General features: G+C 63.1%; 8 protein-coding genes. 5 read left to right on the top strand and 3 right to left on the bottom strand.

The window, feature by feature from the left end:
* Window positions 1-142 precede the first annotated feature (142 nt).
* Window positions 143-1,324, top strand: coding sequence for a pyridoxal phosphate-dependent aminotransferase (locus tag MHY87_RS15015; protein WP_239353074.1), 1,182 nt, complete (start codon window positions 143-145; stop codon window positions 1,322-1,324).
* A gap of 54 nt (window positions 1,325-1,378) precedes the next feature.
* Here MHY87_RS15015 and MHY87_RS15010 read toward each other — a convergent pair whose 3' ends face one another.
* On the bottom strand, window positions 1,379-4,024 hold the full coding sequence (locus tag MHY87_RS15010) for a ribonuclease E/G (protein ID WP_239353072.1): 2,646 nt from the start codon (window positions 4,022-4,024) through the stop codon (window positions 1,379-1,381).
* A 607-nt stretch (window positions 4,025-4,631) separates the two neighbouring features.
* Here MHY87_RS15010 and MHY87_RS15005 point away from each other — a divergent pair.
* The 3 genes from MHY87_RS15005 (at window position 4,632) to prfB (ending at window position 9,767) form a co-directional block, all read left to right on the top strand.
* Complete coding sequence (locus MHY87_RS15005) at window positions 4,632-5,876, top strand: N-acetylmuramoyl-L-alanine amidase (RefSeq protein WP_239353068.1); 1,245 nt, start codon at window positions 4,632-4,634, stop codon at window positions 5,874-5,876.
* 147 nt (window positions 5,877-6,023) lie between these two features.
* On the top strand, window positions 6,024-8,462 hold the full coding sequence (locus MHY87_RS15000; protein WP_239353066.1) for a penicillin-binding protein 1A: 2,439 nt from the start codon (window positions 6,024-6,026) through the stop codon (window positions 8,460-8,462).
* A gap of 176 nt (window positions 8,463-8,638) precedes the next feature.
* Window positions 8,639-9,767 (top strand): peptide chain release factor 2 gene (gene prfB, locus MHY87_RS14995; RefSeq protein ID WP_239353064.1). Its coding sequence is split into 2 segments (ribosomal slippage): window positions 8,639-8,707 and window positions 8,709-9,767, totalling 1,128 coding nucleotides; the frame shifts between segments, so codons are not numbered across the junction.
* A 53-nt stretch (window positions 9,768-9,820) separates the two neighbouring features.
* On the opposite strand, the gene MHY87_RS14990 is transcribed toward prfB, so the two are convergent.
* Window positions 9,821-12,064, bottom strand: coding sequence for a matrixin family metalloprotease (locus MHY87_RS14990; RefSeq protein ID WP_239353062.1), 2,244 nt, complete (start codon window positions 12,062-12,064; stop codon window positions 9,821-9,823).
* Window positions 12,065-12,152: 88 nt separating this feature from the next.
* Window positions 12,153-12,617, bottom strand: coding sequence for a peroxiredoxin (locus MHY87_RS14985; protein WP_239353060.1), 465 nt, complete (start codon window positions 12,615-12,617; stop codon window positions 12,153-12,155).
* 215 nt (window positions 12,618-12,832) lie between these two features.
* On the opposite strand from MHY87_RS14985, the gene MHY87_RS14980 reads away from it, so the two are divergent.
* Window positions 12,833-16,228, top strand: coding sequence for a DUF3971 domain-containing protein (locus MHY87_RS14980; RefSeq protein ID WP_239353058.1), 3,396 nt, complete (start codon window positions 12,833-12,835; stop codon window positions 16,226-16,228).
* The last annotated feature ends 38 nt before the right edge of the window (window positions 16,229-16,266 follow it).

The following is a 16,266-nucleotide window of genomic DNA, read 5'->3' as shown; positions in this document are numbered from 1 at the left end:
CGGCGAGCCGAAGGCGAGGGAAGGGGATCCATAGCGCAGAGCGTGATCGTGGATTCCCTTCCCCTTCGCTGCGCTCCGGCCGGGAATGACACTTGATGAAGCGTCTTGAGGCAGGCTTCCCGGCAAGCTACGAAGCTTATCCATGACAAAATTGCTCGCCGACTCGACCCAGCCCGTCATCGCCCGCCGCATGGAGCGTGTCTCGTCCTTCCTGGCCATGGATGTGTTGAGTGCCGCTGCGGCGAAAGAAAGGCGAGGGGACAGCGTGATCCACATGGAGGTGGGCCAGCCCTCCGCGCCCGCTCCCCGCGCCGCCCGCGAGGCGGCCAAGGCCGCGCTGGATCTCGGGCGAATCGGCTACACGGAAGCCCTCGGCATTTCGGCTCTCAGGGAGCGGATCGCGAGGCATTACCGGGATGCTTACGGCGTCTCCATCGCGCCCGAGCGTGTGGTCGTCACGACCGGTTCCTCTGCGGGTTTCGTGCTGGCTTTCCTGAGCCTCTTCGATGCGGGCCAGCGTGTCGCGATCACGGCGCCGGGCTATCCGGCGTACCGCAACATTCTCGAGGCGCTCGGCATCGAGCCGGTCACGATCCCGCTCGCCAAGGCGGATGGCTGGATCATGACGGCCAAGGCCATCGAGAAGGCGCATGCGGAAAAGCCGCTCCACGGCATTCTCGCCATGAGCCCGGCAAACCCCTCCGGTACCATGATCGGGCAAAAGGCGCTGGCCGAACTCGGCGAAACCTGCCGCCGCCTCGGCCTCTGGTTCGTCTCGGACGAGATCTATCACGGCCTGACCTACAGCGAGGCGGCTTCGACCGCGCTCTCCTCCGACGACGATGCCGTGGTCATCAACTCGTTCTCTAAATACTACTGCATGACCGGCTGGCGCATTGGCTGGATCGTTGTGCCCGAGCGGCTCGTGCGCCCCATCGAGCGGCTGGCGCAGAACCTCTATATCTCGCCGCCCTATCTCTCGCAGGTCGCGGCCTTGGCGGCCTTCGATGCGGCAGAGGAGCTGGAGGCCGTGAAGGTGGGCTATGCGCGTAACCGCGCCTATCTGCTGGAGGAACTGCCCAAAGCTGGCATCACCGACATGCATCCGGTGGACGGCGCGTTCTACATCTACGCCGATATCGCCCGTTACACGAACGACTCCATCGGCTTCTGCAAACGCATGCTGGAAGAGACGGGCGTTGCCGCGACCCCCGGCCTCGATTTCGACCCCATCGAGGGATCTCACTACATGCGGCTGTCTTTCGCGGGATCGGAGAACGATTGCCGCGAGACAGTGGAGCGGTTGAAGGGGTGGTTGAGGTAGACTTCTTGGATCAACAAAAAAGCCCGGCATTGCGCCGGGCTTTTTTGTTTTTGATTAGCCGCCCAGGACCGACTTGGCCTTGGACCACCAGCCAGCGCGCTTGGGGCGGTTCGGATCCTCCGGTGTGAGGACCACGGCAACCGGTTCCGGCTCGGGGATCACGGGGCGCGGTGCTTCCGCGACAGGCTCCTCGGCAGGCTGACGAGCAGGCTTCGTCTCGATGCGCTCTTCCGATGCGACAGGAACAGGTGCAGGAACGGGTTCGCTCGCAGGCTCGTCCAAGGTGCCGACGGCTTCCGCGACAGCCTCAGTGGCAGCCACAAAGCCTTCTTCCGTCGCAAAGGTCTCGGCGGCCTCGTCGCGGCCGCGACCGCGACCGCCACGGCGGCCCCGGCGACGGCGGCGGCGGTTGCGCTCTTCCGCCGATTCCGAACCGTCAGCGGCTTCGTTCTCATCGCCGGCTGCTTCAGCGCCTTCCTGCTCAGCGCCCTCGGATGCTTCATCCTCGGAGCCATCCTCGCCCTGTGCGGAATCTGCGGAGGCCTCACGGTCGCGCCCACGACGACGACGACGGCGGCGGCGGCGGCGGCCATTGCCTTCGCCATCCTCGCGGCCTTCCTCGGACGCGCCGGCTTCCTCTTCGGCCTCGTCCTCGGCCTCAGCTTCGATCTCGGGCTCGTCCTCTTCCACCACGTCGATCGGCGCGATGGCGTCGATCTGGATGCCGGTGGCGGCGGACTTATGCTCGAGGCGGAGAGCAGGCTCGCCCCGGTCGATGGCGTAGTTGGTGGTGCCGGTCAGCGTGTCATCCGCCACGACGGAGATCATCACGCCGAAGCGGTTTTCCAGCTCGCGCAGGTGAATGCGCTTCTGGTTGAGGATGTAGAAGGCCGCCTCCATCCGCGTGCGGATGATGAGGTTGTAGCCGGCATTCTTGATGAGGGTTTCCTCGATCGCGCGCAGCACGTGCAGCGCCACCGACGGCGTCGAGCGGACGACGCCTGTGCCGGCGCAGTGCGGGCAGGGGACGGAGGAGGATTCGAGCACGCCGGTGCGGATGCGCTGGCGCGACATTTCGAGAAGGCCGAAGGGCGAGATGCGGCCCACCTGGATGCGGGCGCGGTCGTTCTTCAGGCACTCGTTCAGCTTCTTCTCGACAGCGCGGTTGTTGCGCTTCTCTTCCATGTCGATGAAGTCGATGACCACGAGGCCGGCGAGGTCGCGCAGGCGCAGCTGCCGCGCGACTTCCTCGGCCGCTTCGAGGTTCGTGCGCAGCGCCGTGTCCTCGATGTTGTGCTCGCGGGTCGAGCGTCCCGAGTTCACGTCGATGGAGACCAGCGCTTCCGTCGGGTTGATGACGAGATAGCCACCGGATTTTAGCGTCACGACGTTGGAGAACATCGCGTCGAGCTGGGCTTCGACACCGTGCTTCGCAAAGAGCGGCTGCGGCTCGCGGTAGGGCTGGACGATCTTGCTATGGCTCGGCATGAGCATGCGCATGAAGTCCTTGGCCTCGCGATAGCCTTCCTCGCCGGAGACCATGATGTCGTCGATCTCCTTGTTGTAGAGATCGCGGATGGCGCGCTTGATGAGCGAGCCTTCCTCGTAGACGAGCGCGGGAGCGGCCGAGTTGAGGGTCAGCTCGCGCACGCTCTCCCAGAGGCGCATGAGATATTCGTAGTCGCGCTTGATTTCCGGCTTGGTGCGGGAAGCACCGGCCGTGCGCAGGATGATGCCCATTCCCTCGGGCACCTCCAACTCCTGGGCGATTTCCTTCAGGCGCTTGCGGTCGGCGGCGTTGGTGATCTTGCGCGAGATTCCACCGCCACGGCCCGTGTTGGGCATGAGCACCGAGTAGCGGCCAGCGAGCGACAGGTAGGTGGTGAGAGCGGCGCCCTTGTTGCCGCGCTCTTCCTTCACGACCTGGACCAGCAGGATCTGGCGGCGCTTGATGACTTCCTGGATCTTGTACTGCTTGCGCGGGGTGCGACGCGGGGGAAGATCTTCCAGCGCATCGCCGCCGCCGAGCTGCTCGACGTGGTCCTCGTCATCGCCCTCGGCGTGCTCGTCACCCTCTTCCTCGTCCTCATCGCCGTCCTCGGACTCGTCGTCCTCGGACGCTTCCTCCGAAGAGGAGGCGACGGCTTCCGACACGGTGGCATCGGCAGCCTCGGTCAGCTCTCCGGACGCGGCTTCGAAATCGCCGCCGGCGGCGATCAGGTCGATGGTCTCGTCGGTACCTTCCGCAGGAAGCTGGCCTTCCGACGCAGCCTGAGCCTCGGTGCCTTCTTCCGTGCCGGCTTCGGCCTCGGAGGAAACGACCGATTCATCGTTGCGCGCACGACGCTGCGAGGAGCGGCCACGGCGGCCGCGGCTGCGGCGACGCTCTTCCTCGCGCTCCTCCTCGGCCTGAGCCTCGGCTTCGGCTTCGAGCAGGGCCTGACGGTCGGCGACCGGGATCTGGTAGTAATCGGGATGGATTTCGCTGAAGGCGAGGAATCCGTGGCGATTTCCGCCGTACTCGACGAAGGCCGCCTGCAGCGACGGCTCTACGCGAGTGACTTTTGCGAGGTAGATATTCCCGCGCAGCTGCTTCCGGTTAGCGGATTCGAAGTCGAATTCTTCGACCTTCTGACCGCGTACCACCACAACCCGGGTTTCTTCCGGGTGGGAGGCATCGATGAGCATCTTGTTTGCCATGTTGAACTCTCGACATGGCGACCGAGGGCAGGACCTGAGGCAGTGGCCGCGTTGAAGGCGGAGGGGCACGCCGCAAGAGAAGGCGGCGGGCTGGAATTGCGTTCGGATTGCTGTCGATCGCCATCGTGCGCCTCAGAGGGGCGCATTCTGGGTTGAAACGAAACGGCTTTGAGCCGGATGAGGTTGGGTAAGGGCGTGCGCGAAAAGAAATGCGCGCTGCGAATGGTGCCGCGACGAGAGTCAGTGCTGACTTCGTGTATGCAACCATTCAAGACGGCCCTTTCTAGGAAACGGTGAGCCGGACAGGGTCCTGCCACCGGAAAAGTGCGGCGATCTGCATCGCCATGACCCCTTCCAGGCGCCTGTCGAGGGTGACGGGGTCCCCGGAGGATCGGTCAACACAACCGTCTCCTCGGGTCCGCCGTCAGATTCGGCCATGCCGGGCGGGGTCATTGATCATTACAGAGCGAAAGGGGCATTTGGCAAGATGCTGAAGTCTGTGTCGTTAATGCAACAGAGTCGCGATATCGAGCGTTTCAGGGAGAAGCTTCGTTAACCAAGGACCGAGTATTGGATAAGGAAGGAGGCCCGAAACTCCAGCTCCGCCATGAGAATCAAACCCTTCCTATGCCTGGTCTGCGCTGGCCTCCTGGCGATGTTCGTCGCCATCGGGGGAGGTTCCGCCTGGGCCAATGGGAATGACGGCAAGGTCGGCGCGGCGATTGTCGCGGCCGACGTCTCCGTGGAGGTGGACGGAGCCAAGACCCGGTTCAGAATCTCCCTTTCCAAGCCTGTGACGGCCCAGGCATCGCTCATGGAGCGGCCCGACCGGCTGATCATCGACCTGCCGGAGGTGGCATTCCACCTGCCGCCGGATTCCGGGCGCCAGAAGGCGGGTCTCATTTCTTCGTACCGCTATGGCCTGTTCGCTCCTGGCCGCTCCCGAGTCGTGATGGATCTGGCCCAGCCGGCAACCGTCACCGGGATGACGGTGGATGCCAATGCCGCCGGCGGCACGACTCTCCTGACTATCGAACTCACCCGCACGGAGCGCGACAGTTTCCACCGCGCCGCAGCCGACAGCGCGGCCAAGGCGGCCAAGAGTGCTGCCGTGGAGCCTGTCCCAGCCGCGAAGGACGCGCGTCCCGTCATCGTGATCGACCCCGGCCATGGCGGCATCGACCCCGGCGCCAACGCGATCAACGGAACCTTCGAGAAGGATCTCGTCCTTTCCTTCGCCCAGAAGCTGCAGAAGGCCCTGGAGGCGAGCGGGCGGTACAAGGTCGTGATGACCCGCGACAAGGACGTATTCATCTCCCTCGGAGACCGGGTCCGCGCCGCTCGAAGCGTCCAGGCCGACCTTTTCATCTCCATCCATGCGGATTCGATCTCCGGCGGGCAGGAGGTGCGGGGTCTGACGGTCTATACAGGGGCGGAGAGGGCCTCCGACGCCGATTCCGCCCGGCTCGCCGAGCGCGAGAACAAGGCTGACGCGGTAGCAGGCGTCGAGAGCACCGACATGCCGGATGACGTGTCCGATATCCTGGTGGACCTGACCTTGCGCGAGACCCGCAGCTTTTCCCACGGCTTTGCGACCCGCCTTGTGGGGCAGTTCGATTCGATCGCTCGCATGAACAAGAACCCACACCGCCAAGCCCGCTTCCAGGTGCTTCGGGCCCATGACGTGCCCTCCGTCCTGGTGGAGCTGGGCTACCTGTCCAGCAAGCAGGATCTCGACCTGCTGATGTCGGAAGAATGGCGTGGAAAGATGGTGACGGCCATGAGCGTGGCCGTGGACCGATTTTTCGCGCCGCGCCTCGCCCGGCAGGGGGCTGCCGCAGTTTTACCATAGATAGAGTGTGGATACCCGTAGCGGGGGCGCGATTCCTCGGTTAACAGAGCGGGGCACCTTGAGCCCTATCTCTGTTCCGGCAGGAGAGGGCGTTCGAGGTTTGCACAAACAGGTACCTTCGCGGTGCCGACAACGGAATGTCTTCGGATGCGTTTTGTCCTACGATTCTTCGGCTTCCTGTTCAGCATCGGTGCGATCTTCTTCCTGATCGGCGCCGTCGGGCTGGCCTATGGATTCTGGTTCTTCTCCAAGGACCTGCCGGATCACGCGCAGCTCGCCAATTACGAGCCGCCGGTGATGACCCGCGTCCACGCCTCGGACGGCAGCCTGATCGCGGAATATGCCCGCGAACGGCGCCTCTACGTGCCGATCCAGTCCATGCCGAACCTCGTGAAGGCCGCCTTCCTCTCCGCCGAGGACAAGAATTTCTATAAGCACCCCGGCATCGATCCCGAAGGCGTCATCCGCGCCATCGTCGTCAACATCAAGTCCGGCGGCAAGCGCGAGCAGGGCGCCTCGACGATCACCCAGCAGGTCGCCAAGAACTTCCTGGTCGGCAACGAGCGCAGCTATGAGCGCAAGATCCGCGAGGCCCTGATCGCACTGCGCATGGAAACCACCTTCTCGAAGGACAAGATCCTCGAGCTCTACCTCAACGAAATTTATCTCGGCCTCAGCAATTACGGCGTGGCCGCCTCGGCCCTGAACTATTTCGGCAAGTCGCTCCACGAGCTCAACATCGCCGAAGTCGCCTATCTCGCCGCTCTGCCGAAGGCCCCGAACAATTATCACCCGTTCCGCCAGCGCCAAGCCGCCATCGACCGCCGCAACTGGGTTATCGGCCGCATGGTCGAGAACGGCTACATCACGGCGGAGCAGGGCGATGCGGCCAAGAAGGAGCCGCTCAACGTCACGCCGCGCGTCGTGTCGCCCAACAGCATCGCGTCCGGCTATTTCGCCGAGGGTGTGCGCCGCGACATCGCGGAACGCTATGGCGAGGAAAAGCTCTATGAGGGCGGCCTCCTGATCCGCGCCACCCTCGATCCCAAGATGCAGGCCATGGCCCGCAAGTCGCTCGTGGACGGTCTTGTGCGCTTCGACGAGGCGCGCGGCTGGCGCGGCGCTCAATCCAAGCTCGACCTGACGGGCCGCGAATGGGGCCTGGCGCTCGCCGAAGTTCCCGCCATGGGCGACGTGCAGCCCTGGCGTTTGGCCGTCGTGCTCGAAGTGTCCGGCGGGCGCGCCCGTATCGGCCTTCAGCCGAAGAAAGAATCCTCCGGCCAGCTCTCGCGGGACCGTGAGACGGGCTTCATCACGGCGGATGGCGTGAAATGGACCCGCCGCGCGGTCGAGAAGGCCGTGGCGGTCGGCGACGTGGTTTATGTGGAGCCCCTCGACGGCAAGCAGGGACAGTACCGTATCCGTCAGGTGCCCGAGATTTCCGGCGCCATCGTCGCCATGGACCCCCAGACGGGCCGCGTCCATGCGATGGTCGGCGGCTTCTCCTTCGATCAGAGCGAGTTCAACCGTGCGACGCAGGCAATGCGTCAGCCCGGCTCCTCGTTCAAGCCGCTCGTCTACGCGACGGCGCTCGACAATGGTTATACGCCCTCGTCGCAGATCATGGACTCGCCCTTCGTGCTCGACATGGGGCCGGGGCAGGCCGCCTGGGCGCCGTCGAACTATGACGGCAAGGCTGCGGGCCTGCGCACGCTGCGCTACGGCATCGAGCATTCGAAGAACCTGATGACGGTGCGCCTCTCGAACGAGATCGGCATGCCTGTCGTGTCCGAATATGCCCGCCGCTTTGGCGTCTACGACGACATGCTGCCGCTGCTCTCCATGTCGCTCGGCGCGGGCGAGACGACGGTCATGCGCATGACGGCGGCCTATTCCATGTTCGTGAATGGCGGCCGCCGCATCAAGCCGACGCTGATCGACCAGATCCAGGACCGCTCCGGCCGCACGATCTACCGCCACGACGACCGCAAATGCACCACCTGCAATGCGGAGCAGTGGGATGGCGGCGCCGCGCCCAAGCTCACGGACAGCCGTGAGCAGGTGATCGATCCGCTGACCGCCTACCAGATCACCTCGATCCTGGAGGGCGTGGTCCAGCGCGGCACGGCGCAGTCGGTCAAGGCCGTCGGCAAGCCGCTTGCCGGCAAGACCGGCACCACCAACGACGCCAAGGACGTGTGGTTCGTGGGCTTCTCGCCCGACCTCGCCGTCGGCGTCTTCCTCGGCTACGACCAGCCGAAGTCGCTCGGCAACGCGGCCACTGCCGGCCAGTACGCCGCGCCCGTGTTCCGCGACTTCATGCAGATGGCGCTGAAGGACAAGCCCGCCACGCCGTTCCGCGTGCCCGCAGGCATCAAGCTGATCAGGGTGAACGCTTCCACCGGCACCAGAGCCGGTGGGGAAGGCGGCGGCACGATCCTCGAGGCCTTTAAACCAGGCCAGTCCCCCCCCGCCTATTTCGCGCCTACTGACGAGGAGGGCGTGCCCCAGGCGGAGTACGAGCCGGCCCCTCCCGAGACGATGCCCCGCAGGGCCGTGGGCGCGACGCCGAACGGATTGTATTGATCCAAACCCGTGCGGCTCCCATATGGGCCGCAACTCCAGAACGAAGAATCTGATGATCGCTGAGACACTTTCCGGTGCCGCAGCGATCATCGGTTTTTGAGGGCCGGGCTGCTTTACACCATGGAGCGCTCCCCTTAAGACCGCCCCAACAAACATCGGACTTGAAAAGCACGACAATGCGCGCCGAAATCGAACACCTCGTAGAAGAGACCAAGCAGTCTGTCGGGCTGCTGAGGAGGCATCTTTGACTGGGATAATGCCCAGCGCCGCCTCGCCGAACTGAACGCCAACGCCGAAGATCCCAACCTCTGGAACGATGCGGATGCCGCGCAGAAGATCATGCGCGAACGCACGTCCCTGGAAGACCAGATCACCTCCATCAAGCGCATGGAGCAGGAGCTCGAAGACGCCATCACGCTGATCGAGCTCGGCGAGATGGAAGAGGACGAAGGCACCATCAAGGAAGGCGAGGAAGCGATCCGCGCCCTTCAGGAAGAGGCTGCCCGCCGCCAGGTCGAGACGCTGCTCTCCGGCGAAGCCGACGCCAACGACACCTATATCGAAGTGCATTCGGGTGCGGGCGGCACCGAGAGCCAGGACTGGGCTTCCATGCTTCAGCGCATGTATGCCCGCTGGGCCGAGCGCCGGAAGTACAAGGTCGAGCTTCTCGAAATCACCGACGGCGAAGAGGCCGGCATCAAGAGCGCCACGCTCCTAATCAAGGGCCACAACGCCTATGGCTGGCTGAAGACCGAGTCGGGCGTGCACCGCCTCGTGCGCATCTCGCCCTACGATTCCAACGCGCGCCGCCATACGAGCTTTGCTTCGGTGTGGGTCTATCCGGTGGTGGATGACCGCATCAACATCGAGATCAAGGAATCCGACTGCCGCATTGATACGTTCCGCTCCTCCGGCGCGGGCGGTCAGCACGTGAACACCACGGACTCGGCGGTGCGCATCACGCACATCCCGAGCGGCATCGTCGTGGCATGTCAGCAGGAGCGTTCGCAGCACAAGAACCGCGCGACCGCCTGGAACATGCTGCGCGCCCGTCTCTACGAGGCGGAGCTGAAGAAGCGCGAGGAAAAGGCGAATGCGGAAGCGGCCGCCAAGACGGATATCGGCTGGGGCCACCAGATCCGTTCCTACGTATTGCAGCCCTATCAGCTCGTGAAGGACCTGCGCACGGGCACCCAGTCCCAGAGCCCGCAGGACGTGCTCGACGGCGATCTCGATCCCTTCATGGAAGCCTCGCTCGCCCAGCGCGTCTATGGCGGCGGTGAAGATGTCGAGGACATCGATTAAAAAGAAAAGGCCCACTCGATCGAGTGGGCCTTTTTAGTTTCAGCCGTCGTCGTTCAGACGACGAGAATATCGCTGTAGCTGACCGTCGCCCCTCCCAAGAGCTTCGCAAAAATCACAGCTGCCGTTGCGCCCGTCCCGTCCCGATCATAGGAGAGGGTACGCGCTTCCGTATCGAAGAGAATCCGGTCATCCGCATCCATCGCTGTTTTTGTGGCTGAGAACGCATTGGCGCTCAATGCGCCCTTGGGAAGAGAGCCGAAGTAGCTCGAAGACAGAACGATTTTGTCCTTACCCCCACTTTCGAAGTCCATGATCTGGTCGATATTGCCGACACCGGGGTGCCAATCGAAAACAAACTGATCGCTGCCGTCGCCGCCCCGCAGAGTGTCTGCGCCGTCGCCGCCACGTAACGTGTCTGCGCCATATCCGCCAATCAGGACATCGTTGTCATATCCGCCGACCAGGCTGTCATTGCCTTGACCGCCGTCCAGATTGTCGTCTCCGTGATAGCCGATCAGGCTGTCATTGCCGTCACCACCGTCCAGACTGTCGTTTCCTTGATCGCCGTCCAGGCTATCATTGCCGTGACCACCGTTCAGACTGTCGTTTCCGTTATCGCCGCGCAGGATATCGTCCTCGTAGCCGCCGAACAGAACGTCGTTTCCGTTACCGCCGTCCAGATTATCGTTTCCGTTACCGCCGTCCAGATTGTCGTCTCCCTCGCCGCCTTGCAGGGTATCGTTGCCGTCTCCGCCGCGCAGGATATCGTCGTCGTTGCCGCCGAACAGAACGTCGTTTCCGTCACCGCCGTCCAGACTGTCGTTTCCGTGTCCGCCGTAAAGGCTGTCGTTACCGTTACCGCCGTCCAAACTATCGTTCCCATCGGAGCCGCTGTCGTCGAAGTCACCCTGCAGAGTATCCGCGCCGTCACCGCCACGTAAGGTGTCTGCGCCGTCTCCGCCGATCAGAACATCATCGTCGTGCCCGCCGTCCAGGTTGTCGTTGCCGTCATCACCCGACAGGGTGTCGGCACCGTATCCGCCGCTCAAGGCATCATCGCCGTCACTGCCGTTCAAACTATCGTTGCCGTCGTCGCCTTGGAGCGTGTCGTTGCCAAGTTCTCCATGGAGAACGTCGTTGCCCGCGCCTCCGCGTAGGGTGTCGTCGCTATCTCCACCGTTCAAGCTGTCGTTTCCGTCGCTGCCTTGTAAGGCATCCTTGCCGGCCCCGCCCCACAGGATGTCATCGCCAGATCCGCCGATCAGGGCATCGTTGCCGTCACCGCCGTCCAATTTGTCGTTTCCGTCGCCGCCTTGCAGGGTATCGTTGCCGCCTCCGCCCTGCAGGACATCGTTGTTGGCGTCCCCGTACAGAACGTCATTGCCATACCAGCCGCTGAGGGTGTCGTTGCCTGCGCCCCCGTACAGCCTGTCGTTGTCGAAGCCACCTCTCAGGACATCATTGCCCTTGCCGCCGTAAAGGGTGTCGTTACCGTCGCTGCCGCTCAGGACATCATTGCCATCCTCGCCATAGAGGATGTCTTTGCCGTCGAAGCTGTAGATCTTGTCATTGCCGCGGCCGCCTTTGATGATGTCCCTCACGGCGACGCCATGAATGACGTCCGCTTTGCTCTTGCCGATCTGGGTGAGGGTTTGCTTGGCCTTGCTCCAACTCCACTTCGCAACCTGTTTTCCATCTTGCGAAGGGCTGCCATAGAGAGCCTGGATTGCTTGGATATCTAATGAGCCGAGACTGGCCGACTGCATATTGATGTCGCCGCCCGTGTAGCTCATCACGGTGTGATTCACGTGATCGAGATCCGACCTCAACAATTGCTTGTTGTGGTCCATCCTGTGAAACGGGTGTTTGAGGCCGAGGGCATGCCCGATCTCATGAAGCAAAATGTAAAGTTTAAACGCCTGATACTGTGAAAACTCGGTGCGATACCTGGAGTTCAGGTAGACATTGCCGCCACTGGACTCCCGAGCCAGCCCCTCATGGGTGTCCTTGGAGAGCTCCGGAAATTCCGCCCTGGCGCTGTAGGTTCCCCATCCCCATTCCCACTGGAACTTCAGCTCGGCATCTTCCCCTTTGACCTCGAGGAACCGGATGCCGCTGGCATCTCCCCACATCTGCAGGGCCTTGCGCGCCATGGCCTGGTCTGCGGCATCGAATTTCAGCGATCCCCACCACGCACTATTGAAGGTATACGTGAGAAATACCGGCTGCTGTTTGGGCTTGAGATTAGGCAGCGAATTCCAGTTTTGGCCGGAGAGGATGGCTTTATAATCGGACATGGAAGATCACAGTTTATAATGTTATAACCTGTGATATTTAAAACTTGTGGAAGTTTCAACCAAAAGTCGATGCTCGGCGCTCCTAGCCTTACAGCGCCTTCGCGGCCTCCAGAACTTCCTCCGCGTGGCCCTGCACCTTCACCTTGTTCCAGACCCTCGCGATCCTGCCGTCGCGGTCGATGAGCACGGTGGTGCGCTCGACGCCCATGTATCTGCGGCCCCACATGCTCTTTTCGACCCACACGCCATAGGCCTCCAGCATGGTCTTGGCCTCATCGGAGACGAGGGGGAATTCGAGGTCGTATTTCGTGCGGAACTTGTCGTGGCTCTTCATCGGGTCAGGAGAGACGCCGATGATGTCCGTATCCGCTGCCTCGAAATCATTCCGGAGAGCCTGGAAGTCTTTGGCCTCCAGGGTGCACCCGCTGGTGTCATCCTTGGGGTAGAAATACAGCACGACCTTTCGGCCCTTGAGGCTGTCGAGGGAAAGGTTTTTGCCGCCTGTGGCCGGGAGGGTGAAGGCAGGGGCGTTGTTTCCAGGGATTAGAGACATTATTCGCCTTCCTTTCGGCGGATTGTCCTGCTTGGAAGCCTCTTAGTGTGCACGACGGAAAACAGGCGGTCGCGGGAGGCTGCCGGGGCGGTTAAGGTCCCTCACTGATTCCCTCGTTGCCGCGAAAGCGCAAGAACTGGTTGCCCGACATCACAAGAATGAAGCGAACGTTTCGTACCACGTTGGGCCGGCAAGAACCGGCAAAGCGGAGCCTTTTGAGCCGGATCATCCGTGGTACGCTCTATGTCAAGCTCGGGCTGATCGTCTTCCTCGTTGTCGTTGCGGGCCTGTTCTACCTGCGCCTGTCGGCGGGTCCCATGAGCTTCGGCCGCCTGCCGGAGCGGGTGGCGGAGGCGCTCGCCTCCCGCATCGGGCCCGGCTGGAACGTGGCGCTGCGCAATACGGCCATCGAACTCCATGAGGGCACACCGGCCTTGCGGGCCAACGGGCTCGACATTCGTGGGCCGAGCGGTGAACTCGTCATTCGCGCGCCTTACGCGCTCGTCAGCGTCGATCTTCTGTCGCTGCTTTCGGCCAATCTCCAGCCGAAAGCCATCGAGGTGCGCGACCTGCAGATGCGGGTGCTCGTCAACCGCGACGGCTCACTGACATTTTCTCCGGTCCCGGCAACAGATGACGGGCAGGCCGGTCCCGCTCCCGCGCCGGAGCCCGCGCCGTCCAAGGAGGCCGCTGCCTCGCTCGCCGTCAGCGCCGACGGACCTTCCCAGGTTTCGGGGGCCGTAGGATCGCTTTTCGAGCTGATCGTCGGCCCAAGGAGCGTTCTTAACTCGCTCGGCAAGGCGCAGCTGACCAACGCCAAGCTCGTCTTCATCGATGCGGATCACCGCGAGCGGGCCCGGTTCGACCGGCTCGACGCCACCTTCGACTGGAACGAAGGCGGACGCCATTTCTCGGCGGTCGTGGAAGGACCGCAAGGCCCCTGGCAACTCAGCGGCGATGTCAAAGCGGTCGATCGGGGAGCTTATCGCGCAGCGGTGGTCGCCGACGATGCGCCGATCCAGGACATCATGCTGCTCGGCGGCATGTCGGACCTGCCTGCCGCCACCGATCTCGAATTCACGGGCCGCTTCGACGTAGCCTTTGCCGATGGCCGGGTGACGGAGCTGAAGACCCGCCTCGACAGCAATGCGGGCTACATCCAGATCGAGGACAAGGACACCTCGCCGCTGCCTGTGGAGCATGCCACCATCGTGGCGGACTGGAACGAGGCCGAGAAAACCCTCAACCTTCCGACCCTGGAGCTCAAAGGGGGCGATACGCGCGTCAAGCTTCAGGGCACGCTGGCGGCGCCGGATGCTCATGAGCCGTGGCGCCTTCTGCTTAGCGGCAAGGATATCGTTTGGGCGGGCGCTGCCCCCGGGGATGCGCCGCTCCAGGTGTCCCAGATGGAGGCGGACCTATCCGGCCCCGACGGCGTCGCGATCAACCGCGTCCGGCTGATCGGCCCCGATCTGAATGCAGAGATCAAGGGGGCTCTTGCTGCTTCAGCCGATCCTAAAGGGCTGAAGTTCGACGTCACGGCCTCGAAGAGCAATGTCCGCTCCGCCCTTCGAGTCTGGCCCGAGGGCGTCGCCCCGCCGGTCCGTCGCTTCCTGGTCGCGAACCTCAAGAGCGGCACGCTCGAGGACTTCAAGCTCAAGGTCGCCATGACGGGAGCCGACGTCGAGAAATCCATTTCCGGCGGTCCCATTCCGGATGGGTCCGTCAAGATCGACTTCCTTATTTCACAGGGCACCCTTCAGGCCGCAGAGGGCCTGCCGCCCGTGTCGAGGATGGATGTGACGGGCCGTGTAACCGGCACGAAGGTGAGTTTACGCGCGCCGGCGGGCCGCGTGGACATGGGCGATTATACCCTGAATGCCTCTGAGGGTACGTTCACCCTCGACAATTACTGGGACGACGCGGCCCTGGCCCGGATCGACTTCCGCCTCAACGGTGGAGCCGATGGTGTCGGCGCCATGCTGCAGCAGCCTCTCGTCAAACAGATCGCGGGGTTCGATGTCGATCCCGCGGCGATGAAGGGCAAAGCGGATCTGCGCGTCGGGATCGGGCTTGCCGTCAACGACATCCCGGCCTTCGCCGATCTGCCGCTCAAAGTCACGGGAGCGCTGAACGAGCTCACCGTCGACAAGGTCTTCGGCAAGGAGAAACTCGAAAACGCCAACCTCACCATTGCTTATGATCGCGGCGATCTGTCGATCAAAGGCGACGGCAAGATCGGCAGCGGCCCTGCCACCATCGACGTGCAGAAGACCCGTCAGGGCGGACAGGCGAATGTCTCATTCATTCTCGACGAGGCCGCTCGCAGCAAGCGCGGGCTCTCCTTCGGATCGCAACTGACGGGCAGCGTCGCGCTCAAGGCTGGAATGCCCCTAGGTCGACCCGATGCACCCGGCATCGTGGTCGAGGCGGATCTCGCGAAGGCCGGTGTGGATCAGCTCATTCCGGGCTGGGTCAAGCCTGTGGGCCGCCCCGGCAAGCTCACCTTCACGATGGTGGAAGGCGCTGAAACCGAGATCCGCGACCTGCAACTCGACAGCGGTGTCGTGCAGCTGCGTGGAACGGCGCTTCTGTCGAAGGACGGCGAACTCACGAAGGCGGACCTGTCGACATTCAAGCTCTCGGCGGGCGACGACATGCGCGCGCAGATCGAGCAGGCCGGCGGCGCCTACAAGGTCACTGTTCGCGGCAATGTGGGCGATGCGCGTCCCTTCATCAAAAGCATCAATTCGCAGTCGCCTGCGCGGAACGGGTCTTCTCAGAAGGATACGAAGGATTTCGACCTCGATCTGAATCTCAACATCCTGACCGGCTACAACAACGAGGCGATCACCAACGCCGTCATCAAGGCGTCGGTGCGGAAGGAGATTTTGCGCCAACTCGAAATGAAGGGCCGTCTCGGCGCGACGAATGTAGCCGCTCGCACGGATTCCCAGGGCCGCAACGGCTCCATCATCATCATTCAGTCGGAGGATGCAGGCGCGCTCCTGCGCTTCACGGATGTCTACAAGCGCATGGCAGGCGGCGACCTCATCATCAATCTGGCGACGGGCGACGGGGCTCAGCCCGGCATGCTGCTGCTGCGATCCTTCACCCTGGTCAACGAACCGGCCCTGCGCCGGATCATCCCGACCCAGACGCAGGTGATCGCAGGCCAAGACAGCGCCGGGAATCCGCAGATGACGCGTGTGGATGTGAACGAGATTTCCTTCACCCGGGCCCGCATGGAGTTCACGCGGACCTCCGGCCGACTCGATTTCAAGGATGCGGCGATCTACGGCAACCAGATCGGCTTCACGCTTGGCGGGTTCATCGATTATGCCCGCGACCGTATGGATATTTCAGGCACCTTCGTTCCCGCCTATGGGCTGAACAATGCCTTCGCCAAAGTACCCTTGTTCGGGCCTCTGCTCGGCGGCGGTCAATACGAGGGTCTGTTCGCCGTCAACTTCCGCACATCGGGGCAGATGAGTGCGCCAACCCTGACGGTCAACCCGCTCTCCGCCGTTGCGCCGGGCTTCCTGCGCAAGCTCTTCGGCGTGGGAATGGAACCTCAGACCGATGCGATACCTGAGGTTCCTGATCGGTAGGGGCTCTCGCAAATAGAGCCTCACCCTGAGGAGCGCAG

It is taken from the genome of Microvirga sp. ACRRW (genome assembly GCF_022346925.1).
GTDB lineage: Bacteria > Pseudomonadota > Alphaproteobacteria > Rhizobiales > Beijerinckiaceae > Microvirga.
The sequence above is the reverse complement of the archived record's forward strand: the minus strand, read 5'-3'. Positions and strand labels throughout refer to the sequence as shown.

What these genes read in the sequence shown, in the direction of transcription:
- MHY87_RS14990 (WP_239353062.1), bottom strand. Translation starts at nt 12,064, where the DNA reads ATGTCCGATTATAAAGCCATCCTCTCCGGCCAAAACTGGAATTCGCTG.
- MHY87_RS15010 (WP_239353072.1), bottom strand. Translation starts at nt 4,024, where the DNA reads ATGGCAAACAAGATGCTCATCGATGCCTCCCACCCGGAAGAAACCCGG.
- MHY87_RS15005 (WP_239353068.1), top strand. Translation starts at nt 4,632, where the DNA reads ATGAGAATCAAACCCTTCCTATGCCTGGTCTGCGCTGGCCTCCTGGCG.
- MHY87_RS15000 (WP_239353066.1), top strand. Translation starts at nt 6,024, where the DNA reads ATGCGTTTTGTCCTACGATTCTTCGGCTTCCTGTTCAGCATCGGTGCG.
- MHY87_RS14985 (WP_239353060.1), bottom strand. Translation starts at nt 12,617, where the DNA reads ATGTCTCTAATCCCTGGAAACAACGCCCCTGCCTTCACCCTCCCGGCC.
- MHY87_RS15015 (WP_239353074.1), top strand. Translation starts at nt 143, where the DNA reads ATGACAAAATTGCTCGCCGACTCGACCCAGCCCGTCATCGCCCGCCGC.